Annotated in this window: 14 protein-coding genes; 13 read left to right on the top strand and 1 reads right to left on the bottom strand. The window is 42.0% G+C overall.

Translation table 11 applies throughout. From position 1 onward, the window contains the following. Positions 1 to 175 precede the first annotated feature (175 nt). From QTN47_RS05645 to QTN47_RS05700, 12 genes are all read left to right on the top strand, one after another. Entirely contained in the window at positions 176 to 3,391 is a 3,216-nt protein-coding gene (locus QTN47_RS05645) for a 4-alpha-glucanotransferase (protein WP_369328354.1), read from the top strand. A 443-nt stretch (positions 3,392 to 3,834) separates the two neighbouring features. Next, on the top strand, positions 3,835 to 4,851 hold the full coding sequence (locus QTN47_RS05650) for a dipeptide epimerase (protein ID WP_369328355.1): 1,017 nt from the start codon (positions 3,835 to 3,837) through the stop codon (positions 4,849 to 4,851). A gap of 210 nt (positions 4,852 to 5,061) precedes the next feature. After that, positions 5,062 to 5,571 carry a thioredoxin-like domain-containing protein gene (locus QTN47_RS05655; RefSeq protein WP_369328356.1) on the top strand — a complete coding sequence of 170 codons (510 nt, stop codon included), beginning with the start codon at positions 5,062 to 5,064 and terminating at the stop codon, positions 5,569 to 5,571. Between the two features lie 278 nt (positions 5,572 to 5,849). Next, positions 5,850 to 6,812 (top strand): AAA family ATPase, encoded by a 963-nt coding sequence (locus QTN47_RS05660; RefSeq protein WP_369328357.1) that lies wholly within the window; start codon positions 5,850 to 5,852, stop codon positions 6,810 to 6,812. Between the two features lie 177 nt (positions 6,813 to 6,989). Next, a complete protein-coding gene (locus tag QTN47_RS05665) occupies positions 6,990 to 7,928 on the top strand; it encodes a DUF58 domain-containing protein (protein ID WP_369328358.1) in 939 nt (312 codons plus the stop codon). Between the two features lie 56 nt (positions 7,929 to 7,984). Beyond that, positions 7,985 to 8,845: a hypothetical protein gene (locus QTN47_RS05670; RefSeq protein WP_369328359.1), complete on the top strand. Its 861-nt coding sequence runs from the start codon at positions 7,985 to 7,987 to the stop codon at positions 8,843 to 8,845. 111 nt (positions 8,846 to 8,956) lie between these two features. After that, on the top strand, positions 8,957 to 9,412 hold the full coding sequence (locus QTN47_RS05675) for a DUF4381 domain-containing protein (protein WP_369328360.1): 456 nt from the start codon (positions 8,957 to 8,959) through the stop codon (positions 9,410 to 9,412). Positions 9,413 to 9,554: 142 nt separating this feature from the next. Next, on the top strand, positions 9,555 to 10,538 hold the full coding sequence (locus QTN47_RS05680; protein ID WP_369328361.1) for a VWA domain-containing protein: 984 nt from the start codon (positions 9,555 to 9,557) through the stop codon (positions 10,536 to 10,538). Positions 10,539 to 10,653: 115 nt separating this feature from the next. Further along, positions 10,654 to 12,399 (top strand): VWA domain-containing protein, encoded by a 1,746-nt coding sequence (locus QTN47_RS05685; RefSeq protein WP_369328362.1) that lies wholly within the window; start codon positions 10,654 to 10,656, stop codon positions 12,397 to 12,399. Further along, positions 12,393 to 13,745 carry a BatD family protein gene (locus tag QTN47_RS05690; protein WP_369328363.1) on the top strand — a complete coding sequence of 451 codons (1,353 nt, stop codon included), beginning with the start codon at positions 12,393 to 12,395 and terminating at the stop codon, positions 13,743 to 13,745. Before QTN47_RS05685 ends, QTN47_RS05690 begins: the two co-directional genes overlap by 7 nt. A 196-nt stretch (positions 13,746 to 13,941) precedes the next feature. Continuing rightward, positions 13,942 to 14,439, top strand: coding sequence for a hypothetical protein (locus QTN47_RS05695; protein WP_369328364.1), 498 nt, complete (start codon positions 13,942 to 13,944; stop codon positions 14,437 to 14,439). A gap of 103 nt (positions 14,440 to 14,542) precedes the next feature. Continuing rightward, positions 14,543 to 15,043 carry a hypothetical protein gene (locus QTN47_RS05700; protein ID WP_369328365.1) on the top strand — a complete coding sequence of 167 codons (501 nt, stop codon included), beginning with the start codon at positions 14,543 to 14,545 and terminating at the stop codon, positions 15,041 to 15,043. On the opposite strand, the gene QTN47_RS05705 is transcribed toward QTN47_RS05700, so the two are convergent. Further along, complete coding sequence (locus tag QTN47_RS05705) at positions 15,038 to 15,877, bottom strand: DUF2490 domain-containing protein (protein ID WP_369328366.1); 840 nt, start codon at positions 15,875 to 15,877, stop codon at positions 15,038 to 15,040. The genes QTN47_RS05700 and QTN47_RS05705 overlap by 6 nt on opposite strands. Before the next feature lie 224 nt (positions 15,878 to 16,101). Between QTN47_RS05705 and QTN47_RS05710 the strand changes: the two genes are divergently transcribed. Beyond that, positions 16,102 to 16,494 carry an HYC_CC_PP family protein gene (locus QTN47_RS05710; RefSeq protein ID WP_369328367.1) on the top strand — a complete coding sequence of 131 codons (393 nt, stop codon included), beginning with the start codon at positions 16,102 to 16,104 and terminating at the stop codon, positions 16,492 to 16,494. The last annotated feature ends 82 nt before the right edge of the window (positions 16,495 to 16,576 follow it).

A 16,576-nucleotide genomic window follows, 5' to 3' on the forward strand; every position in this document is an offset into this window, starting at 1 on the left:
AACTTAAGCAGCTTTCGGCTAGCGGTTCGGGTGGCGAATGAATTTTTTGTAACAGTGTATCTATATGGCAAGTAATATTTGTGTGGTTGTTACGCATTGTTTATTTTTAAAACAACGGAGGCTGTGTGAGTTTTGAGGCGGAACGGCAGTACATATAACTTTTATACGGTAAAGCATGAGTAATAATGATGACAAAGTAAAAAAGGGTAGAACCAAAAAAGAGAAAATATTGCCGGTTGCAGGTTCAGAGCCTGCAGAAATTGCGAAACCTGCGGGAGTTCCGGCAGCGGATACCGCACCGGCAAAAGCAATAAAAAAAGCCAGTACATCTAAAAAGAAGAAAGAGAATAGCAGCGAAATTCCGGCCGTGTCAGCAGAACCGGTTGTTCCCAAAAAAGCAGCGGCGAGGAAAAAGGCCGTTAAAGAGCCGGAAAAAAGCGCGTCAACTCCCGGTTCAGATCCAGCTCCGGTCGAGGAAAAGAAACCTGCAGCAAAGAGAAAAACAAAGAAATCAGAAGCTGCCGCCAGTGTCACCTCAGTAGCAGCAAATATCCGTACAGAGGAAAAGGCAGCGCCGGTTAAGAAAGCTGCAACAAAAAAAGCAGCAGCACCCACAAAAAAAGTAAGCGGAGTAGTCAGGCCGGAGACAAAAAAAGCGGCCGGCAACAATACGATCATCTATACAATTGAAGTCCGGTTCTACACAAGACCGGGTGAGGACCTGTTTATTACAGGCAACCATCCCGCTCTGGGAAATGGTGATCATGATGAGGCGCTGAAAATGGATTATTTAAGTCATGATACCTGGACCGCAACTTTTAAACTAAACCGCAGTGAAATACCGGAGAGCGGTATTGGCTACAATTTTATGGTCAGGTATCCCAATGGTGTTACGGCACTGGATTGGGGAAATGATAAGATATTGAAATTGGCAGAAAGCAAGGCTTCCAGGGTACATGTTAAAGACTCCTGGAATCATCCCGGCTATTATGAAAATGCTTTTTATACAGAGCCGTTTACGCAAGTGCTTCTTCGTCGGAATGGAGAGCCGCTAAAAACGCCCGCAACAGGTCTTACCACGCATTTGTTTAAGGTGAAAGCCCCGTTGATTTTGGAGCACCAGAGTATTTGTATACTCGGCAATGATGCTGCATTCGGCAGTTGGGATGAAGCACGGCCGGCGCTGCTTACCAAAGAGGAGGATGGCCCCCATTTTATCGGAGCTTTTGATCTGGGTGAAGCGGTGTTCCCGCTTGTGTATAAATATGCAGTGTGTGAAACTGGCACCGGTAGAATAGTGGCTTATGAGGAAGGCGAAAACCGTGTATTGCATGGCGATGCAGACGATGACACTTTTACCGTTGTAAACGATGGTTTTGCTGTATTGCCAAATAATACATGGAAGGGTGCCGGTACAGCTGTTCCTGTATTTAGCCTCAGGAGCGAAAAAAGTTTCGGCGTGGGCAGTTTTTCTGATATCAAATTGCTGGCCGATTGGGCACATGCTACAGGGCTGAAGCTAATTCAGATCCTACCGGTAAACGATAGTACGGCGGCGCATTCGTGGCTGGATTCTTATCCCTATGCTGCTATTTCAGCTTTCGCGTTGCACCCGATGTATCTTGACCTTGCAGCAATCATCAACAAAGGGCAGGAGCATTTATTGACTGGGATTGAGCAGGAACGCGTTGCGTTAAACCGTAAAGACACCGTTGATTATGAGGCGGTGAACAGGCTGAAATGGGATTTTGTAAAACAGGTATATCCACTGAACAGTGCTAAAGTATTCGCTTCAAAAGAATATAAGGATTTCTATAAGCAAAACGAGCACTGGTTAAAGCCATATGCGGCGTTTTGTTACCTGAGAGATAAATTTCATACAGCACATTTTAACCGCTGGCCAGTCTTCAACCAATACAATGCCGATGAAATTGAGCTGATGATCAATGAAGACAAAGAGGTAGCAGACAGTATTGCCATGTATTATTTTGTACAATATCATTTGCATCTGCAATTAAAAGATGCGGCTGATTACGTACATAGCAAAGGCATTATTTTAAAAGGTGATATTCCAATTGGCGTATACCGTTATAGTGCCGATGTGTGGCAGCAGCCGGAATTGTACAATCTTCACCTGCAGGCAGGCGCGCCACCGGATGATTTTGCGGTAAATGGTCAGAACTGGGGTTTCCCTACATATAACTGGGATAGAATGAAGCAGGATGATTTTGACTGGTGGAAAAGGCGCTTCAGGCAGATGTCTTATTACTTTGATGCTTTCCGTGTGGATCATATCCTTGGTTTCTTCCGGATCTGGAGTGTTCCTTATAATTCCCTGGATGGAATAATGGGACATTTTGAGCCGGCTGTCCCCGTGCATATCAACGAGTTCCATGCGCGGAATATTCCATTTGATTATGACCGCCTTACAAAGCCATACATAACCGAGGAAATATTGCACGATATTTTTGGCGACCAGCAGCATTATATCCGCAATACTTTCCTGATCAATCATGGCTACGGTCACTATAGCATGAAACCTGAGTTTGATTCTCAGCGAAAGGTCTACAATTACTTTAAACATTTTGAGAACAATCCACATAATCGCTGGCTGCAGCAGGCGTTAAATTCACTGCTGGCAAATGTTATTCTGTTTGAAGCTGAAAACAGCGAAGGCGAACAATTTCATTTCAGGTTTAATATGTTCGAAACCACGTCGTTCAAGCAATTGGACGAGCATAGCCGGTTTCATTTAAATGAATTGTATGTTGACTATTTCTTTAGGAGGCAGGATGAAGTATGGAAGCAGGAAGCACTGGAAAGATTACCCCGTTTAAAGAGGTCGACCGACATGCTGATCTGTGGAGAAGATCTTGGCCTTGTACCTGCCTGTGTGCCGGATGTAATGAAACAGCTTGGCTTGTTAAGCCTGGAAATTCAGCGAATGCCAAAGGATAGTTATCACGAATTCTTTAATCCCGCAGACGCGCCTTACCTAAGCGTTGTTATGCCTTCCACTCACGATATGAGTACCATTCGTGGTTGGTGGGAAGAAGACAGGAACAAGTCTCAGCTTTTTTACAACCAGGTAATGGGTTACGAAGGATATGCACCATACCTGTGTGATGCCTGGGTAAATACTGCAATAGTCAAAGAGCATTTATATTCTCCAGCCATGTGGAGCATTTTTCAGCTACAGGATCTGTTGGGCATGAACGTAGCTATAAGAAGAGATGATCCGGCAGAAGAAAGAATTAACATACCGTCTGTTGCACGCCATTACTGGAAATACAGGATGCACCTTACACTGGAAAAGTTGATTGCAAGCACCTCTTTCAATAACGAGCTTAAGGGCTATGTTGACGAAAGTGGCCGGGGGAGGAGAGGGTAGGGTTCAAAGCCTAAAGCTTAAAGCTTAAAGCCTAAAGCCTAAGTAAGCATATTTTCTTTAGTCGATGATTACTTCTGGAGGAATATCGGTTCTACGCTTTAGGCTTTGGGCTTTCTGTGCTTCCGTGTTTCAGTGGCAAATGCCCAATCTCTCCAGTAGTTTTAAGCTTTAAGCTTTGGGCTTTCTGTGCTTCCGTGTTTCAGTGGCAAAATCGCAAATCACACCGCCAGGTTTTAAGCTTTAGGCCTTGGGCTTTAAGCTTTAAGCCTCACTCCGTGTCCTTTGTGAAAATCAACTCTGTGGCAATCTGTGGTTAAGTATTTCTGTGTTTCAGCGTTTCAGTGGCAAAATCACCAATCACTTCCCATGGTTTTAAGCTTTAGGCTTTGAGCTTTAAGCTTTGCGCTTTAAATTGCTTCTTTTTCCAACGCAAATGGTTGTTAATGAAGCTTAGTTACCGTTCTTACGAACTACCTTTTCAATACCCGTTCACAATTTCCAATGGCCGCACCAAAACGCACCAGCCTATGCTGGGCGTAGCGTTGTCTGTCGGCCCGGTCACAGGATATGGCGAAGCGCCCGCGATAGCCTACTATGACATTACGGTTGAGCAAATGATGGGGGACCTGGAACGCAAGAAAATGTTCGTGGAGAAATTTGCATTTACGGAGCCGGAGCGTTACTGGCATTATCTGCATCATCTGTATCCCAAAAATCCTTTCCTGGTTTCCGCGTTGGATATGGCTGCCTGGGACCTGTTCGGTAAAATGAAGGGAGCTCCGTTGTATTCCCTTTGGAATACGAAATGGGAAAATACACCAGCCACGGATTATACTATAGGTATTGATACAGTGGCAAAGATGTTGGACAAAATGAAAGCAAAGCCATGGCCCATCTACAAGATTAAACTTGGGACGCCCGATGATATTGGAATAATAAAAGCATTGCGCGAAAATACAGATGCAGTGTTGCGTGTAGATGCCAATGCGGGCTGGACAGTGGATGAAGCAATGCAAAAGATACCGCAACTAAAAGAACTGGGCGTAGAATTTATTGAGCAGCCGTTGCATAAAGATGACTGGGATGGAATGAAAACACTATACCGGCATTCAGTTTTACCACTGTTAGCAGATGAAAGTTGTGTATTTGAACAGGATGTTGAAAAATGCGCCGGGCATTTTCATGGCATTAATATAAAATTGACAAAATGCAGTGGCATAACGCCCGCCATAAGAATGATTCAAAAAGCCCGTGAGTTAAACATGAAAGTAATGATGGGAAGCATGAATGAATCAACTATTGGCTCTGCGGCGATAGGCAACTTTCTTCCTCAACTGGATTATGTTGATATGGACGGTCCTTTATTGCTTTCAGAGGATAAAGCTGTCGGTATAGTTTTTGATAATGGCATGGTGCATTTAAGCGGAAAACCGGGATTAGGCATAGAAGTAATATCTTAAACAGCTGATAACTAATTTGTTGAACTGGCCCTGGATTCTATGACACAAAACAAGTTTGCGATTGCTGTTGTTTGTTGAACCCTGGCGCGTTAAATCATGTAATGGAATTTTTTGTGCGATGATAAAATGATGCTGAATTTGTTAACTATTTATTTTGGTAACCTGCTGAAAAAATATTGTATTTGTAGTTTAAACGGGATACCTGTACATATGAAAAAAATGGCTTTTGATTTAAGAGTGTGGATACTTTCTTTTATGCTGACTTTCTTTGCTGTATGCGGTTACAGCCAGGCCCAGGACGTTTCCCAAAAAGAAATGCCGCCCTTTCATATCGTACTCACGAATGGTAATTACCTGAAGGCAAACGACTTAAGAAAAAATGCTCCTGCCATGCTGGTTTATTTTTCGCCGACATGCGAGCATTGCCAGACTTTCACCAAAAAAATGCTCGGCAGCATGGATGAACTTTCTCAGGTACAGATTATTATGATTTCCTATCTGCCTTATCGCGATATCAAAAAATTTGAAGCGGACTTTGGCCTGGCAAAATATCCCAATATCAAAGTAGGAACTGAAGGATACACATTCGTGGTCCAGAAATATTATGACATAAAAAACTTCCCTTTCCTCGCGCTATTTAACAAAAAAGGCAAACCCATTACAACCTATGCCACTGCTCCCGAAATCTCCGAGGTAATTAAAAGGTTCAAGGCCTCTTAGTGTTGCCAACAAGAAGTATAGTAAGTTTTACTTCCGTGCAAATGGTAATAGTCTTCTTCTTCAACAAAAAAATATTCTGGTATTTCTGCTCGTTTTATTGTTTATAAAATCGTGTGGTTGTTGACTCTCTGACGCACTTGAATTACAGATGCTTTTAGCCCGGATATTTTAATCGAACATTCTTTCGTGATTTGTGTTTTATATAAATTATTGATAAGCAATAGTAATGGTTACCGGCTAGCCCTATGTATTTGTTTATTACCGTTTAGAGAACACTTATGGCAACAACACTGGAACAAATCAAGTTATTGCGTTCACGAATGCAAGCGGCCATTATTGGCCAGGAAAATGTGATTGATAAAATATTGATTGCGCTGCTGACAGACGGAAACGTTCTTTTAGAGGGCTTGCCTGGTTTGGCCAAAACACGCGCCGTAAAAAGCCTCGCCCAAAACCTTGACAGCAAGCTTAGCCGCATTCAATTTACGCCCGATCTGCTTCCGTCAGATATTACCGGTACGGAGATTTACCAACCACAAGCGGAAGAGAAATTTGTTTTTCAGCCCGGGCCGATCTTCAGCAACCTGGTGCTGGCCGATGAAATAAACAGGGCCCCCGCGAAAGTACAGGCAGCACTGTTGGAGGCTATGGAAGAACGGCAGGTTTCTGTTGCTGGTAAAACACATAAAATGGAACCGCTGTTTATGGTGCTGGCCACGCAAAATCCTGTTGAGCAGGAGGGCACATACCCTTTGCCGGAAGCTCAACTCGACAGGTTTGTGATGAAGGTCCTCATTGAGTATCCAGATACTGATAGCGAACGGAAAATAATGGAGCTGGTAAGGAATGAGACAAAAGGCGACACAAAAAAAGAGGAACCCATTTTAAAAGATATCGTTTTTGACGCACGTAAAGAGATCAATAATGTGCAGGTTAAGGAGCCTGCTGAAAACTATATCGTAGATATAATCAGCGCTACACGCTATCCGGCCAAATTTAGCCCGGATGCTGCGAAATGGATCAATTACGGCGCCAGCCCGCGCGGAACCATCGGAATAGATCGCTGCGCAAGGGTTGTCGCCTGGCTCAACGGAAGAGACTATGTAACCGCCGATGATGTGCGCTATATTGTTCACGACGTATTAAGGCACCGCCTGATTCTTACTTACGAAGCAAATGCCGAAGGCGTAAACGCTGATAAAGTAATAGATGAGTTGCTGAAAGTTGTAGCGGTAGTTTGATGGAGGTACGATGTAAGATGTACGATGTACGATGTAAGGTGTAAGATGTGCGATGTAAGGTGTAAGGTGTACGATGTACGATGTGATTATGTAGAGTATGAAAGACCTGACACCTGATACCTAACAGCCGCCACCTCAAAGCTAAAAGCTCATAGCTGAAAGCTCAAAGCTTAACACATGTTCAAATTCAGAAAAAACAAGGAACAACATTACCCACCTGAAGTGGTGACTGATCTTGATGATCTGATGAGATTTGAATACCTGGTTCAGGGTGGAAATATATTACCTGCTCATCCCGTTTATTCGCTGCTCGCAGGCCGGCATGCGTCTAAACTGCGTGGGCGCGGACTTGATTTTGAAGAAGTGCGCCAATATGTAGCCGGAGATGATATCCGGAATATAGACTGGAAAGTAACTGCACGCACTGGCAGTACGCATTCAAAAGTGTTTAACGAAGAAAAAGAACGTCCCACATTTATAGTTGTTGACCAAAGTGCAACGATGTTTTTTGGATCGCAGCGATTTGTCAAGTCGGTTACTGCCGCTCACGCGGCGGCGCTTAGCGCATTCTACACGCTGAAACGTGGTGACAGATCTGGCGGGCTTGTCTTTAACGAAGAAGGTTATGATTACATATCGCCCAAGCGAAGTAAATCACTGGTCCAACATTTTTTGCAATGTATTGTTGAAAGAAATAAAAAACTGCCTTTACGTAAAACCGTTGAAGCTAATACTGAACTGCTAAACAGGATGCTGCAAAGAACCCGGTCCAGCATAACCCATGACTACGTGGTGACGGTGATCAGCGATTTTTTTGCGATTGATGCTGAGACAAAAATGAATTTGCGCAACTTATCATACCATAATGATGTTATACTAGTACACGTGTTTGATCCGATGGATGCCGCGTTGCCGGACGGTAAACTTTTGTTGAGCGACGGCAGAAAACAAATTGAATGGAAAAATAGCCGGCATAACTGGGGGAAAAAATACGGTGATGATTTTATACAATCACGGAATAGGTTACAGGAAGAATTCCGGCATTATAAAATACCGATGGTGTTTCTGAGTACGGCTTTTCCGGTTGAAGAACAGGTGACGAGGTTGTATGGATGATCAAAGAATGGAAGCATTTCGGTGAATGCATTATATGAACTTAAAAGCCACATTATATGAAACGCGCTTTAGGTTTTATCTTACTTCTTTTTGGCTGTTTATGTGTAAACGCTCAGAGCGACACAATAACATCCCCGGTGGAAAAGCCAAAACCAACAGCACCCTGGTTTGTGCAGCGATTTAAGGTTGCAGCCGGTGGTTTCGTGCCCATCAACAATACACAAATTGAAGTAGGTAGCCAGGATGGATCATTCGGAACTACGATTGATTTTGAAAATGACCTTGGGTATTCAAAAACTACAGGTACTTTCCTGGGTGATCTGCAATGGCGGATATCGAGAAGATCGCGATTGGATTTTGCATATTACCACATAGATCGCAGTTCGAGTCACCGCCTGGAAAAAAATATCGAATTCAAAGACAAGGTGTACCCGGTTAACGCAACTGCGAAATCGTATTTTAACACTGATATCTTCCGGCTGTCTTACGGCTATGCATTTTTTAGCCGGCCGCGTTTCGAGGCAGGAGCCCTGATTGGTGCACACATAGTAAAAGCTGGAGTAGGCTTGTCTGCCAGTGGAACCAGCGGAAACATAGATGTTAGCAATGATTTCGGTTTTACGGCACCCTTGCCTGATGTTGGGTTATGGGGAGGGTATGTAATTGCGCCGCGCTGGTCAATAAACGGAGAGATCAGTTATCTGGCGCTTAAGGTTGATAATGTAGATGGCCGCCTGATCAACTACAATATTGCAGTGATGTACGAGGTGCTGAGCCATTTCACTTTGGCGCTGGGTTACACCGGCCTCAACTTCAGAGTTGATGTAGATAAAGACAAGTACAAAGGATTTTTCAAGTGGGGTTATAACGGACCATCCCTTGTTGCTGCATATAGTTTTGGAAAGAAGAAATGGTGAGACGAAGTGATGTACGGTGTACGATGTACGATGTGTGATGTACGATGTGGGATGTACGGTGTAGGATGTGTGTACTTTCTGTTTGAAAAAAATGCAAATAAGTGTAAGATCATGGATGAATTGATTGAACCGGCACCGGTAAAATTCAGCTTTGAAGCACCGGGTTGGTATGTTGTTGGGATATTGTTTGTCCTGCTGCTTATTACAAGTGCTCTACTTTGGTACAGGCATTATAAACGTAATAATTACAGGGCTGCTGCACTGTTACAGCTCGCTAAAAAAGTGGAATTATTTATCCCTCAGCAACGGTATGATGCACTGGTGTATGAAAGTGATCTTTTGGTAAAACGCATTGCTATGAAGAAGTATGGCCGGAACAATGTGGCCGGTCTTACCGCTTCACAATGGATAGACTATATTAACCAAACATGGAAAGAAAAATCTTTCACTGCAGAAGAAGGACAACTCCTGAATCAGAAGGTTTATGCCTTCAATAACAATATTTCCAAAGAAGAGGCTGAAACATTTGTGGAGAAGAGTAAAAGGTGGATTAAAAAACACCGGTGATGAGAATTGAAAATTGATAATTGACAATTGAAAATGGGCGCTTCATATGGGAATCTGTAATCTTTTCTGTTACACACTCAACTTATAACATAATACGTACAACGTATAACGTATAACGTAAAACTTACAACGTACAACGTAAATGCATTTTGAAATAGCATACAAGTGGGTAGTTTTTCTATTGCCACTGCCATTACTCATATATTGGCTAATGCCGGCAATGCGCAGAAGGAGAGCCGCAATGCTGGTACCTTTTTTTAAAAGAGCAGCAACCGTTTCCCATCAGCGACCAAAGAAAAGTGCATGGGTTACACGTCGCAATTTTTTTGCGTGGATTGGTCTTTTTCTTTGTTGGATCTGTTTGCTTGCGGCGGCATCCTCACCCCGTTATGTAGGTAAGCCGGCTAAAAAAACTAAAACAGTACGCAGCTTTCTTATCGCAGCAGATATTTCTTTTAGCATGGCTGAGACCGACTGGGTAATGGACGGCAAAAGAGTTAGCCGTTGGGATGCTGTAAAATCCATCATGAAAAATTTTGTAAAAGAGCGCAAAAGTGACCAGATAGGCCTGGTTATGTTTGGAAGTAATGCTTATCTGCAGGCACCATTAACTACAGATCTTTCTACCATTTCCTGGTTGTTGGATCAAACGGAAGTAGGCATGGCGGGCCAAATGACCAGCATTGGACAAGCTATTGCTTTTGGTATTAAAGTATTTAAAGAAGATACCATCAAGCAAAAGATCATGTTGCTGCTTACAGATGGTATTGATGCAGGACAGGATATTCTTCCGCTGGATGCTGCACAAGCGGCGCGTAAAGATTCAATAATCATATACACATTGGGAATAGGGCAGGCCAAAGGAAGTGGCGGATATGATCTGGATGAAAAAACATTAAAAGATATCGCCAGCGCTACGAATGGGAAATACTTTAACGCGATGAATGAGGGAGAACTAAAAAAAGTGTATGCAGAACTGGATAAAATGCAGCCGGTTGAATATGAGGAAGAGAGCTATAAGCCGGTTACACTGCTGTATTACTATCCTCTTATAGCGGCTGCATTGGTCGGGTTAGTGTTTCATTTGATCAGTGGTACTATTAGTTTGTTCAGGCGGTCGTCTTGAGAATTAAGTGTCCTACACTTTAGAAGTGTAGGACACTTAATTCTTAAGCTAACTCTGTTATGTATCCTGCAATTTCAACGTGTAGGACAAATAACATCTCACAACAACTTTCAACATGTTCGATGATATAAAAAATATAATCACGCACATAGACTGGCAGCAATTTCATTTTCTGCGGCCGCTGATCCTTTGGCTATTTCTTCCCCTTGCAGCAATTGTGTTGTTGCTTGTTCTCAGCAATAAAGAAAAAAGTAAATGGAAAATGGCGGTGCAGAAAAAACTGCGCCCTTTCATGTTTACAAGAGGTAGCAAAACCGCGATCATATTGCCTTTGCTGGCCTTTGTTTTTGGAAGTAGTTTTGTTATTGTTGGCGCTGCAGGGCCTACCTGGAAAAAGAAAGATATCCCCGGTGAAAAAATACAGGCAGTGGTACTCATTGCGCTTAATCTGTCCCGTTCAATGGATGCAACCGATATTCAGCCAAGCAGGCTGCAAAGAGCAAAATTTAAAGTAAGTGATTTTCTGGATGCCAATCCAAGGGCCAGGGCCGGGCTTGTTGCATATGCGGGTACGGCCCATCCTGTGTTGCCTTTCACTTCTGATTACAAGCTGATAAAGCACCATGCGCAAAGTCTTGAAAATCGCGTAATGCCGGTGCAGGGAACTAATATGGAAGTGCTGATAAATGTAATTGATACATTGATGAGAGGTGTGCTCGCACCAAGTACTGTTTTGCTGATGACGGATGAAATAGATCAGGACGACGCAACACTAATTACGAATTATGTAAGAGGCTCGATACACAAAATAGAGATCCTGTTGTTTAATACACCAGCCGGCGCTTCTGTTCCCGGACATCGTGGAGCTGTTTCAAAACAAGATGCCGGGGTCATTCAGAACTTGTCACAGGATACAAGCATTCATATTACACCGTTAACGCTGGATAAATCTGATGTGAGCGGCATAGCTAAACGCATCGGTGATAAACTTGTTTTTGAAAAAGATACCAAGCAGGATGATAAAGACTGGGATGATATGGGCTGGTTATTGGTGATTCCTGCACTGGTAATTACGGCTTTCTGGTTCAGAAGAGGATGGGTGATACAATGGTGCTGGTTGGGGTTAATATGTGTAACTTTTTCTTCCTGCGGCGTTGATAGCAAAGAAGCTGACTGGTGGTATACAAAAGATTACCAGGGACAAAAATTATATAACCAGGGAAAATATGCTGAAGCTGCTGAAAGGTTTGCCGATGACAAGCATAAGGCAGTGGCTTATTTCAAAGCCGGCAACTATTCAGCAGCGGCTGATCTTTTTGAGCTCGACACTTCTGCAGCCGGCAACTATAACCGCGGCCTCGCTCTCGCTAAGCTCGGTCGTTATGATGAGGCCGTTGCTGCTTTTGATAAAGCAATAGATCTTGATGGTTCGCTGAAGGATAGGGCATCAAAAAACATTGTGCGGGCAAAACAACAAATTGATAAAATAGACTCCGTAAACCGTTTTACAAAGAATGATATAGGTAAAGGCAAAACGCTGAAAGAAAATAAAAAGAAAAAAGAACCTTACAAAGAAGAAAAACATAATCCGCAAGAAGGTTCATTAAGTAATGAAACACAGGTAAAACAACTGCCTCATTCAGGAGAGCGAAGTACCGAGACCGTAGCCACCAACATCCGCAAAGCAAAAGAATCAGAAACGCCTGGTAAGAATATGCAGCATGATAAACATGAGTCACTGTCCAACAATATCCTTCTGCGAAAAGCTTCTGCAGATCCGGCGGAGTTTCTTCACAAACGGTTTGTGTTACAGGAAAAGCGTTATTACAAACATGTGAGTAAAAGCAAACATCCATGGTAAAAAAACTGGCGATATTGCTACTGTTCTGTTATTCGTTTATAAAGATAGAAGCGCAGGTTAATTGTTTTGCCAATGTAGCAATTGATAAGCACAGTGTATATGCGCAGGAGCCATTTAAGGCAACAGTAACGGTGTCTACAGCCACATGGTATACAGCGCCGCTTGATTTTGACAACATTCAGATATCAAATGCTTTTATACTGCCATTCAGCAGAACTTTTTCAACAATGCTTACAGTTAATGGTAAGCAATATGCCAGCCTTCAGTTCTACTTTATTGTTTTTCCCTATAAACCAGGAAACTACAGTTTTCCAGCCATAAATATCCGGGTGGAAACGCCTCCTTTAGGAAGCTCAACAAGCCAGAAAGTAACTATAAATACTTCACCCCAAAAGTTTGTAGTTAAAGATATTCCGCAGAAATTTAAAGGAGAGAACTGGTTTGTTGCAAAGAACGTCTACGTATCCGAACACTGGAATAAATCGCTGAATAATTTAAAAGTGGGCGATGTGTTAAAACGTACTGTAGTGATAGACGCAAAAGGTACACTGCCGCAATTTATACCGGGGTTCAAAAATGATTCACTGGATTGGGCTTCTGTTTATCCTGATGATCCTGATCTTGCAGATACAAGAGATGATTACGATGCAAATGGAAAGCGAACGCAAACTATTACTTATTTGCTGGAGAAAGAAGGGACGTTTGAAATGCCGGCCATAAATATTGCATGGTGGAATCCTTATGCCTCCAGGCTATACAAAAGAAGTGCAGCAGGCGCAACCTTGCACGTAAAGGCTAATCCGAACCTGGGCATGCTTACAACATTGAAAGATAGTCTAAGTGCTTTTTCCGCAGCAAAGGAAGCTGTCCACCAACACAAAGGAGCACTACGTATATATGGTATTTTGTGGTATTGGTTCCTGCTCTATGCCTTGATAGCATTGTGTCTTACATATGTAGTTGTCCGGATGATCATAGCAGCCTATAAAAAGATCAGGCAACGGCGCAGGCTTTATGTAGTGAGTGAGCCATATTGGTTTAAGAAATTTTTGAGTGCACAAAATAAAACAGGCTCCGTGGTAAATGCCTTGTACGCCTGGTGGGACAGATGGATCGCGAAAGATAAATTTCCCTCAGTAAATCAAACACTTCAGGACGGACAGGATAAACATATTCTCGAAGAGATGAATACCTATAATAAAGAAGTGTATAATGAAGGGAACAAAAATGCCCTTGTAGATAAAGATTTTAAAACGCTCATCCGTCAATTAAGAAAAGAAAGAACAAGTACGAATGAACCTGCAAGACAGGTAGACGAACGTCAGGATCTTTGGGAAGAGTCATAATTATATGAGGATGCTCAAAGCTTAAAGCTATTGTCTTAGCTTCAATAAAGCTCCATCATTTTAAACATATTCCCCTGAGTGTTGTTAATGATAAGCAGGTGAAAATATCAACAATACCGCATGCTATTTTCAAAAATAGCTTTTCGCCGGATGTCAGATGTATAAATTTTTCAACTATTACATTAAATACGTTGTTATGAAAAAGCAAATCTTGTTAGTTTTTGTTTTGTTTGTAGCTGCCCAGCTATCTGCGCAGTCCACTGTGGATGATGATATGGCCATCATTCAATCTGTGTTTGGTAAAGAAAAAAAGGAACTTGTTGGCAGTTTCATGGCTCTGACCGGAGATACTGCCACTAAATTCTGGGCCGTATACGACGAGTACGAAGCCGAAAGAAAATCGCTGGGTAAAGAACGGTTTAATGTAATCAAAGATTATGCGAACCAATATGCATCACTTACCGATGAGCAAGCGGCGGCGCTGGCAAAACGTGTTATGGGCAATGATCTGAGTTATGCCAAAATGCACGAGAAATATTTTAAGAAGGTGGAAAAAGTAGTTGGTGGAAAAAATGCAGCGAAGTTCTTTCAGTTGGAAAGTTATATTCAAAACACCATCAGAACGAATGTTCAAAATCAGATTCCTTTCATCGGAGAATTAGAAGAAGCTTCCAAACAGAATAAAAAATCCTGATGCAGTCAAAATAATATCATGATTGTATATAAGAAGTAAGAAGGCGTGGATTAGCTAACATCCGGCCTTCTATATTTTGTAACTTAGCCTGGTGCTTAAACAGATGCAGAAAATATTATTCGCCATACTTTGCTTTTGCTGTACCGGCAAAGTATTTGGTCAGTGTGAAATCCAAAACAGGTTAAGGCCCGATGGAACGATGTATTATCACGCTCCGCTGACATTGTTATACCAGACAAGTGATATTGAACTGCAAGGTAATCTTGTTACTGATAAGGAAAGCTATTTCCTAAGGCTCATACCTATACAACAATCTCAGCCAATCAGAACAAAAGATGCTGTGAAAAAAGATCTCCTTGTAAAATTGCAAAACGATTCTGTGTATGCATTGAAATACTATGATTCATGGTACGGGAGAAAAGATTCAACGTTTAATTTGTTATACCTGTTCAGTAAAGAGCAATTGAACAGTTTTTTGAACAATAATATTCAATCTTTTAATATAGTTATAGGTAAAACGGCGCGTGTACTTATTTTTAAACTTCACCCCGATATTATAAAGCAGCAGTTTGCCTGTTTTAAATCGTCTGCGACCAAATTATAAATCAGATTTTTGGGGCTCGTGGAATATTTTTTTTGTGATGTTGGAAAACAGGTTATTGAACAGCACATTTATTTGAAGTGCGTTATAAATCTCATTTCCTCCGCTACGGGGTAAATATTCGTTGGCATAGCTTACTTCAAGTTGAAAATCATCGGTGAAAGAATATCCTGCACCAATAGTAAAACGGTTTCTGTCAAAGAATTGCGAACCGGTTAAGTTATTACTCGTCTTCAGGTATATTTCTTCGGAAGAAAAGCCATAGATAGAATTTTTCCGGATGACCTTACTGTTAAACGGATAAACCAGCTTTATTTGTTGCCTGTAGCGGTATGATGCGTTATAAACATTATTGGAGTCGAGTATATGCCTGTCTTCAAGCCGCATTCTCGTGCTTAGCGTATAACCTATCTTTTTGATGAAATAAATAGCCTGGTAGCTGGCGCGGAGTTCCGGTAGCCTGGATTGATTGATTTCCGGTACGTCCTTATTATAAAAATAGGCATAAGAGAATGACAGTTTCCATCTTGGAGAAGCGTAATAATGTACCCATGCCCGCAAATAAAGTTGAGAATTGGTGTGAAAGAAATTCTTATCAACAGGTGTACTCGTCCATGTTTGGCCAAGGTTAAATTCAAGGGCCCACTTTCCCTTTAGTGGTCTTGTAAATTGAAATTCGTTCCAGAATTGGTTGTAAGTTTTATTTTGACTGTAGCCGGTATTACATAAAAAAACGAGTATGACAAGCCGGAAAAAATAGTGCAGTAAGCGTAGGGCGAACCTACGCTGGTAAATTGTATCATGTATCTTGTTTTTTCTATTATAGGTTGGCTGCATAAAGGCGCTGCATTTTCTTTCGCATGGCTGGCCAGACTCAATATGTTACAGCAATAGCATGTTGAGTGGTGGTTATAAACATCTTATAACAACCAATTTACCGCTTTGTTTATTGATCATTACGGGCCGTAAACTGAAAATTCCATAAACCATTACCAAAATTTTATAAACCATGAATACTAAAAAGCTATAGTTTTGTGATATCTTACAACATCGTTGTTTACGTGAAAAAAGTAATCGTCGCCATATTAGCCATCGTTTATATGTCCACCACAAGTGGAGCAACGGTGCATTTGCACTATTGCATGGGCGAATTACTTAGCTGGGGTTTGTCTGCAGAGAAAAAGGAAAAATGCGACAACTGCGGAATGCAGAAGGGGACGTCTAAAGATTGTTGCAAAGATGAGCACAAGGTATTAAAGGTTGAAAATGATCAGAAGCTTTCTGAAAGCGCTTTTCAGGGCATGCAGTTAGCTGCAGTGACCCTTCCTTCTCTGTCAACAGGTTATATTACAGAGGCTTTACCCAGTGTAACTGAAGCATATCCTGTTACAAACGGTCCGCCAGATAGTAAGGTTGTTCCGGTTTATCTGCGCAATTGTGTTTTCCGTATCTGATTCTATCCTTTCTTAAGCTGAAAATACACGCTTTCAGCAATCAGCGAATTGATCAATTACCCGTATTCGCTGACGAAATTCA

This window comes from Danxiaibacter flavus (assembly GCF_041060425.1).
Classification (GTDB): Bacteria; Bacteroidota; Bacteroidia; order Chitinophagales; family Chitinophagaceae; genus Danxiaibacter; species Danxiaibacter flavus.

Excerpts from the sequence above, each read along its gene's own strand:
- QTN47_RS05705 (WP_369328366.1), bottom strand. The coding sequence starts at position 15,877 with ATGCAGCCAACCTATAATAGAAAAAACAAGATACATGATACAATTTAC.
- QTN47_RS05660 (WP_369328357.1), top strand. The coding sequence starts at position 5,850 with ATGGCAACAACACTGGAACAAATCAAGTTATTGCGTTCACGAATGCAA.
- QTN47_RS05680 (WP_369328361.1), top strand. The coding sequence starts at position 9,555 with ATGCATTTTGAAATAGCATACAAGTGGGTAGTTTTTCTATTGCCACTG.
- QTN47_RS05675 (WP_369328360.1), top strand. The coding sequence starts at position 8,957 with ATGGATGAATTGATTGAACCGGCACCGGTAAAATTCAGCTTTGAAGCA.
- QTN47_RS05695 (WP_369328364.1), top strand. The coding sequence starts at position 13,942 with ATGAAAAAGCAAATCTTGTTAGTTTTTGTTTTGTTTGTAGCTGCCCAG.
- QTN47_RS05685 (WP_369328362.1), top strand. The coding sequence starts at position 10,654 with ATGTTCGATGATATAAAAAATATAATCACGCACATAGACTGGCAGCAA.
- QTN47_RS05700 (WP_369328365.1), top strand. The coding sequence starts at position 14,543 with ATGCAGAAAATATTATTCGCCATACTTTGCTTTTGCTGTACCGGCAAA.
- QTN47_RS05670 (WP_369328359.1), top strand. The coding sequence starts at position 7,985 with ATGAAACGCGCTTTAGGTTTTATCTTACTTCTTTTTGGCTGTTTATGT.
- QTN47_RS05690 (WP_369328363.1), top strand. The coding sequence starts at position 12,393 with ATGGTAAAAAAACTGGCGATATTGCTACTGTTCTGTTATTCGTTTATA.
- QTN47_RS05665 (WP_369328358.1), top strand. The coding sequence starts at position 6,990 with ATGTTCAAATTCAGAAAAAACAAGGAACAACATTACCCACCTGAAGTG.
- QTN47_RS05655 (WP_369328356.1), top strand. The coding sequence starts at position 5,062 with ATGAAAAAAATGGCTTTTGATTTAAGAGTGTGGATACTTTCTTTTATG.
- QTN47_RS05650 (WP_369328355.1), top strand. The coding sequence starts at position 3,835 with ATGAAGCTTAGTTACCGTTCTTACGAACTACCTTTTCAATACCCGTTC.
- QTN47_RS05645 (WP_369328354.1), top strand. The coding sequence starts at position 176 with ATGAGTAATAATGATGACAAAGTAAAAAAGGGTAGAACCAAAAAAGAG.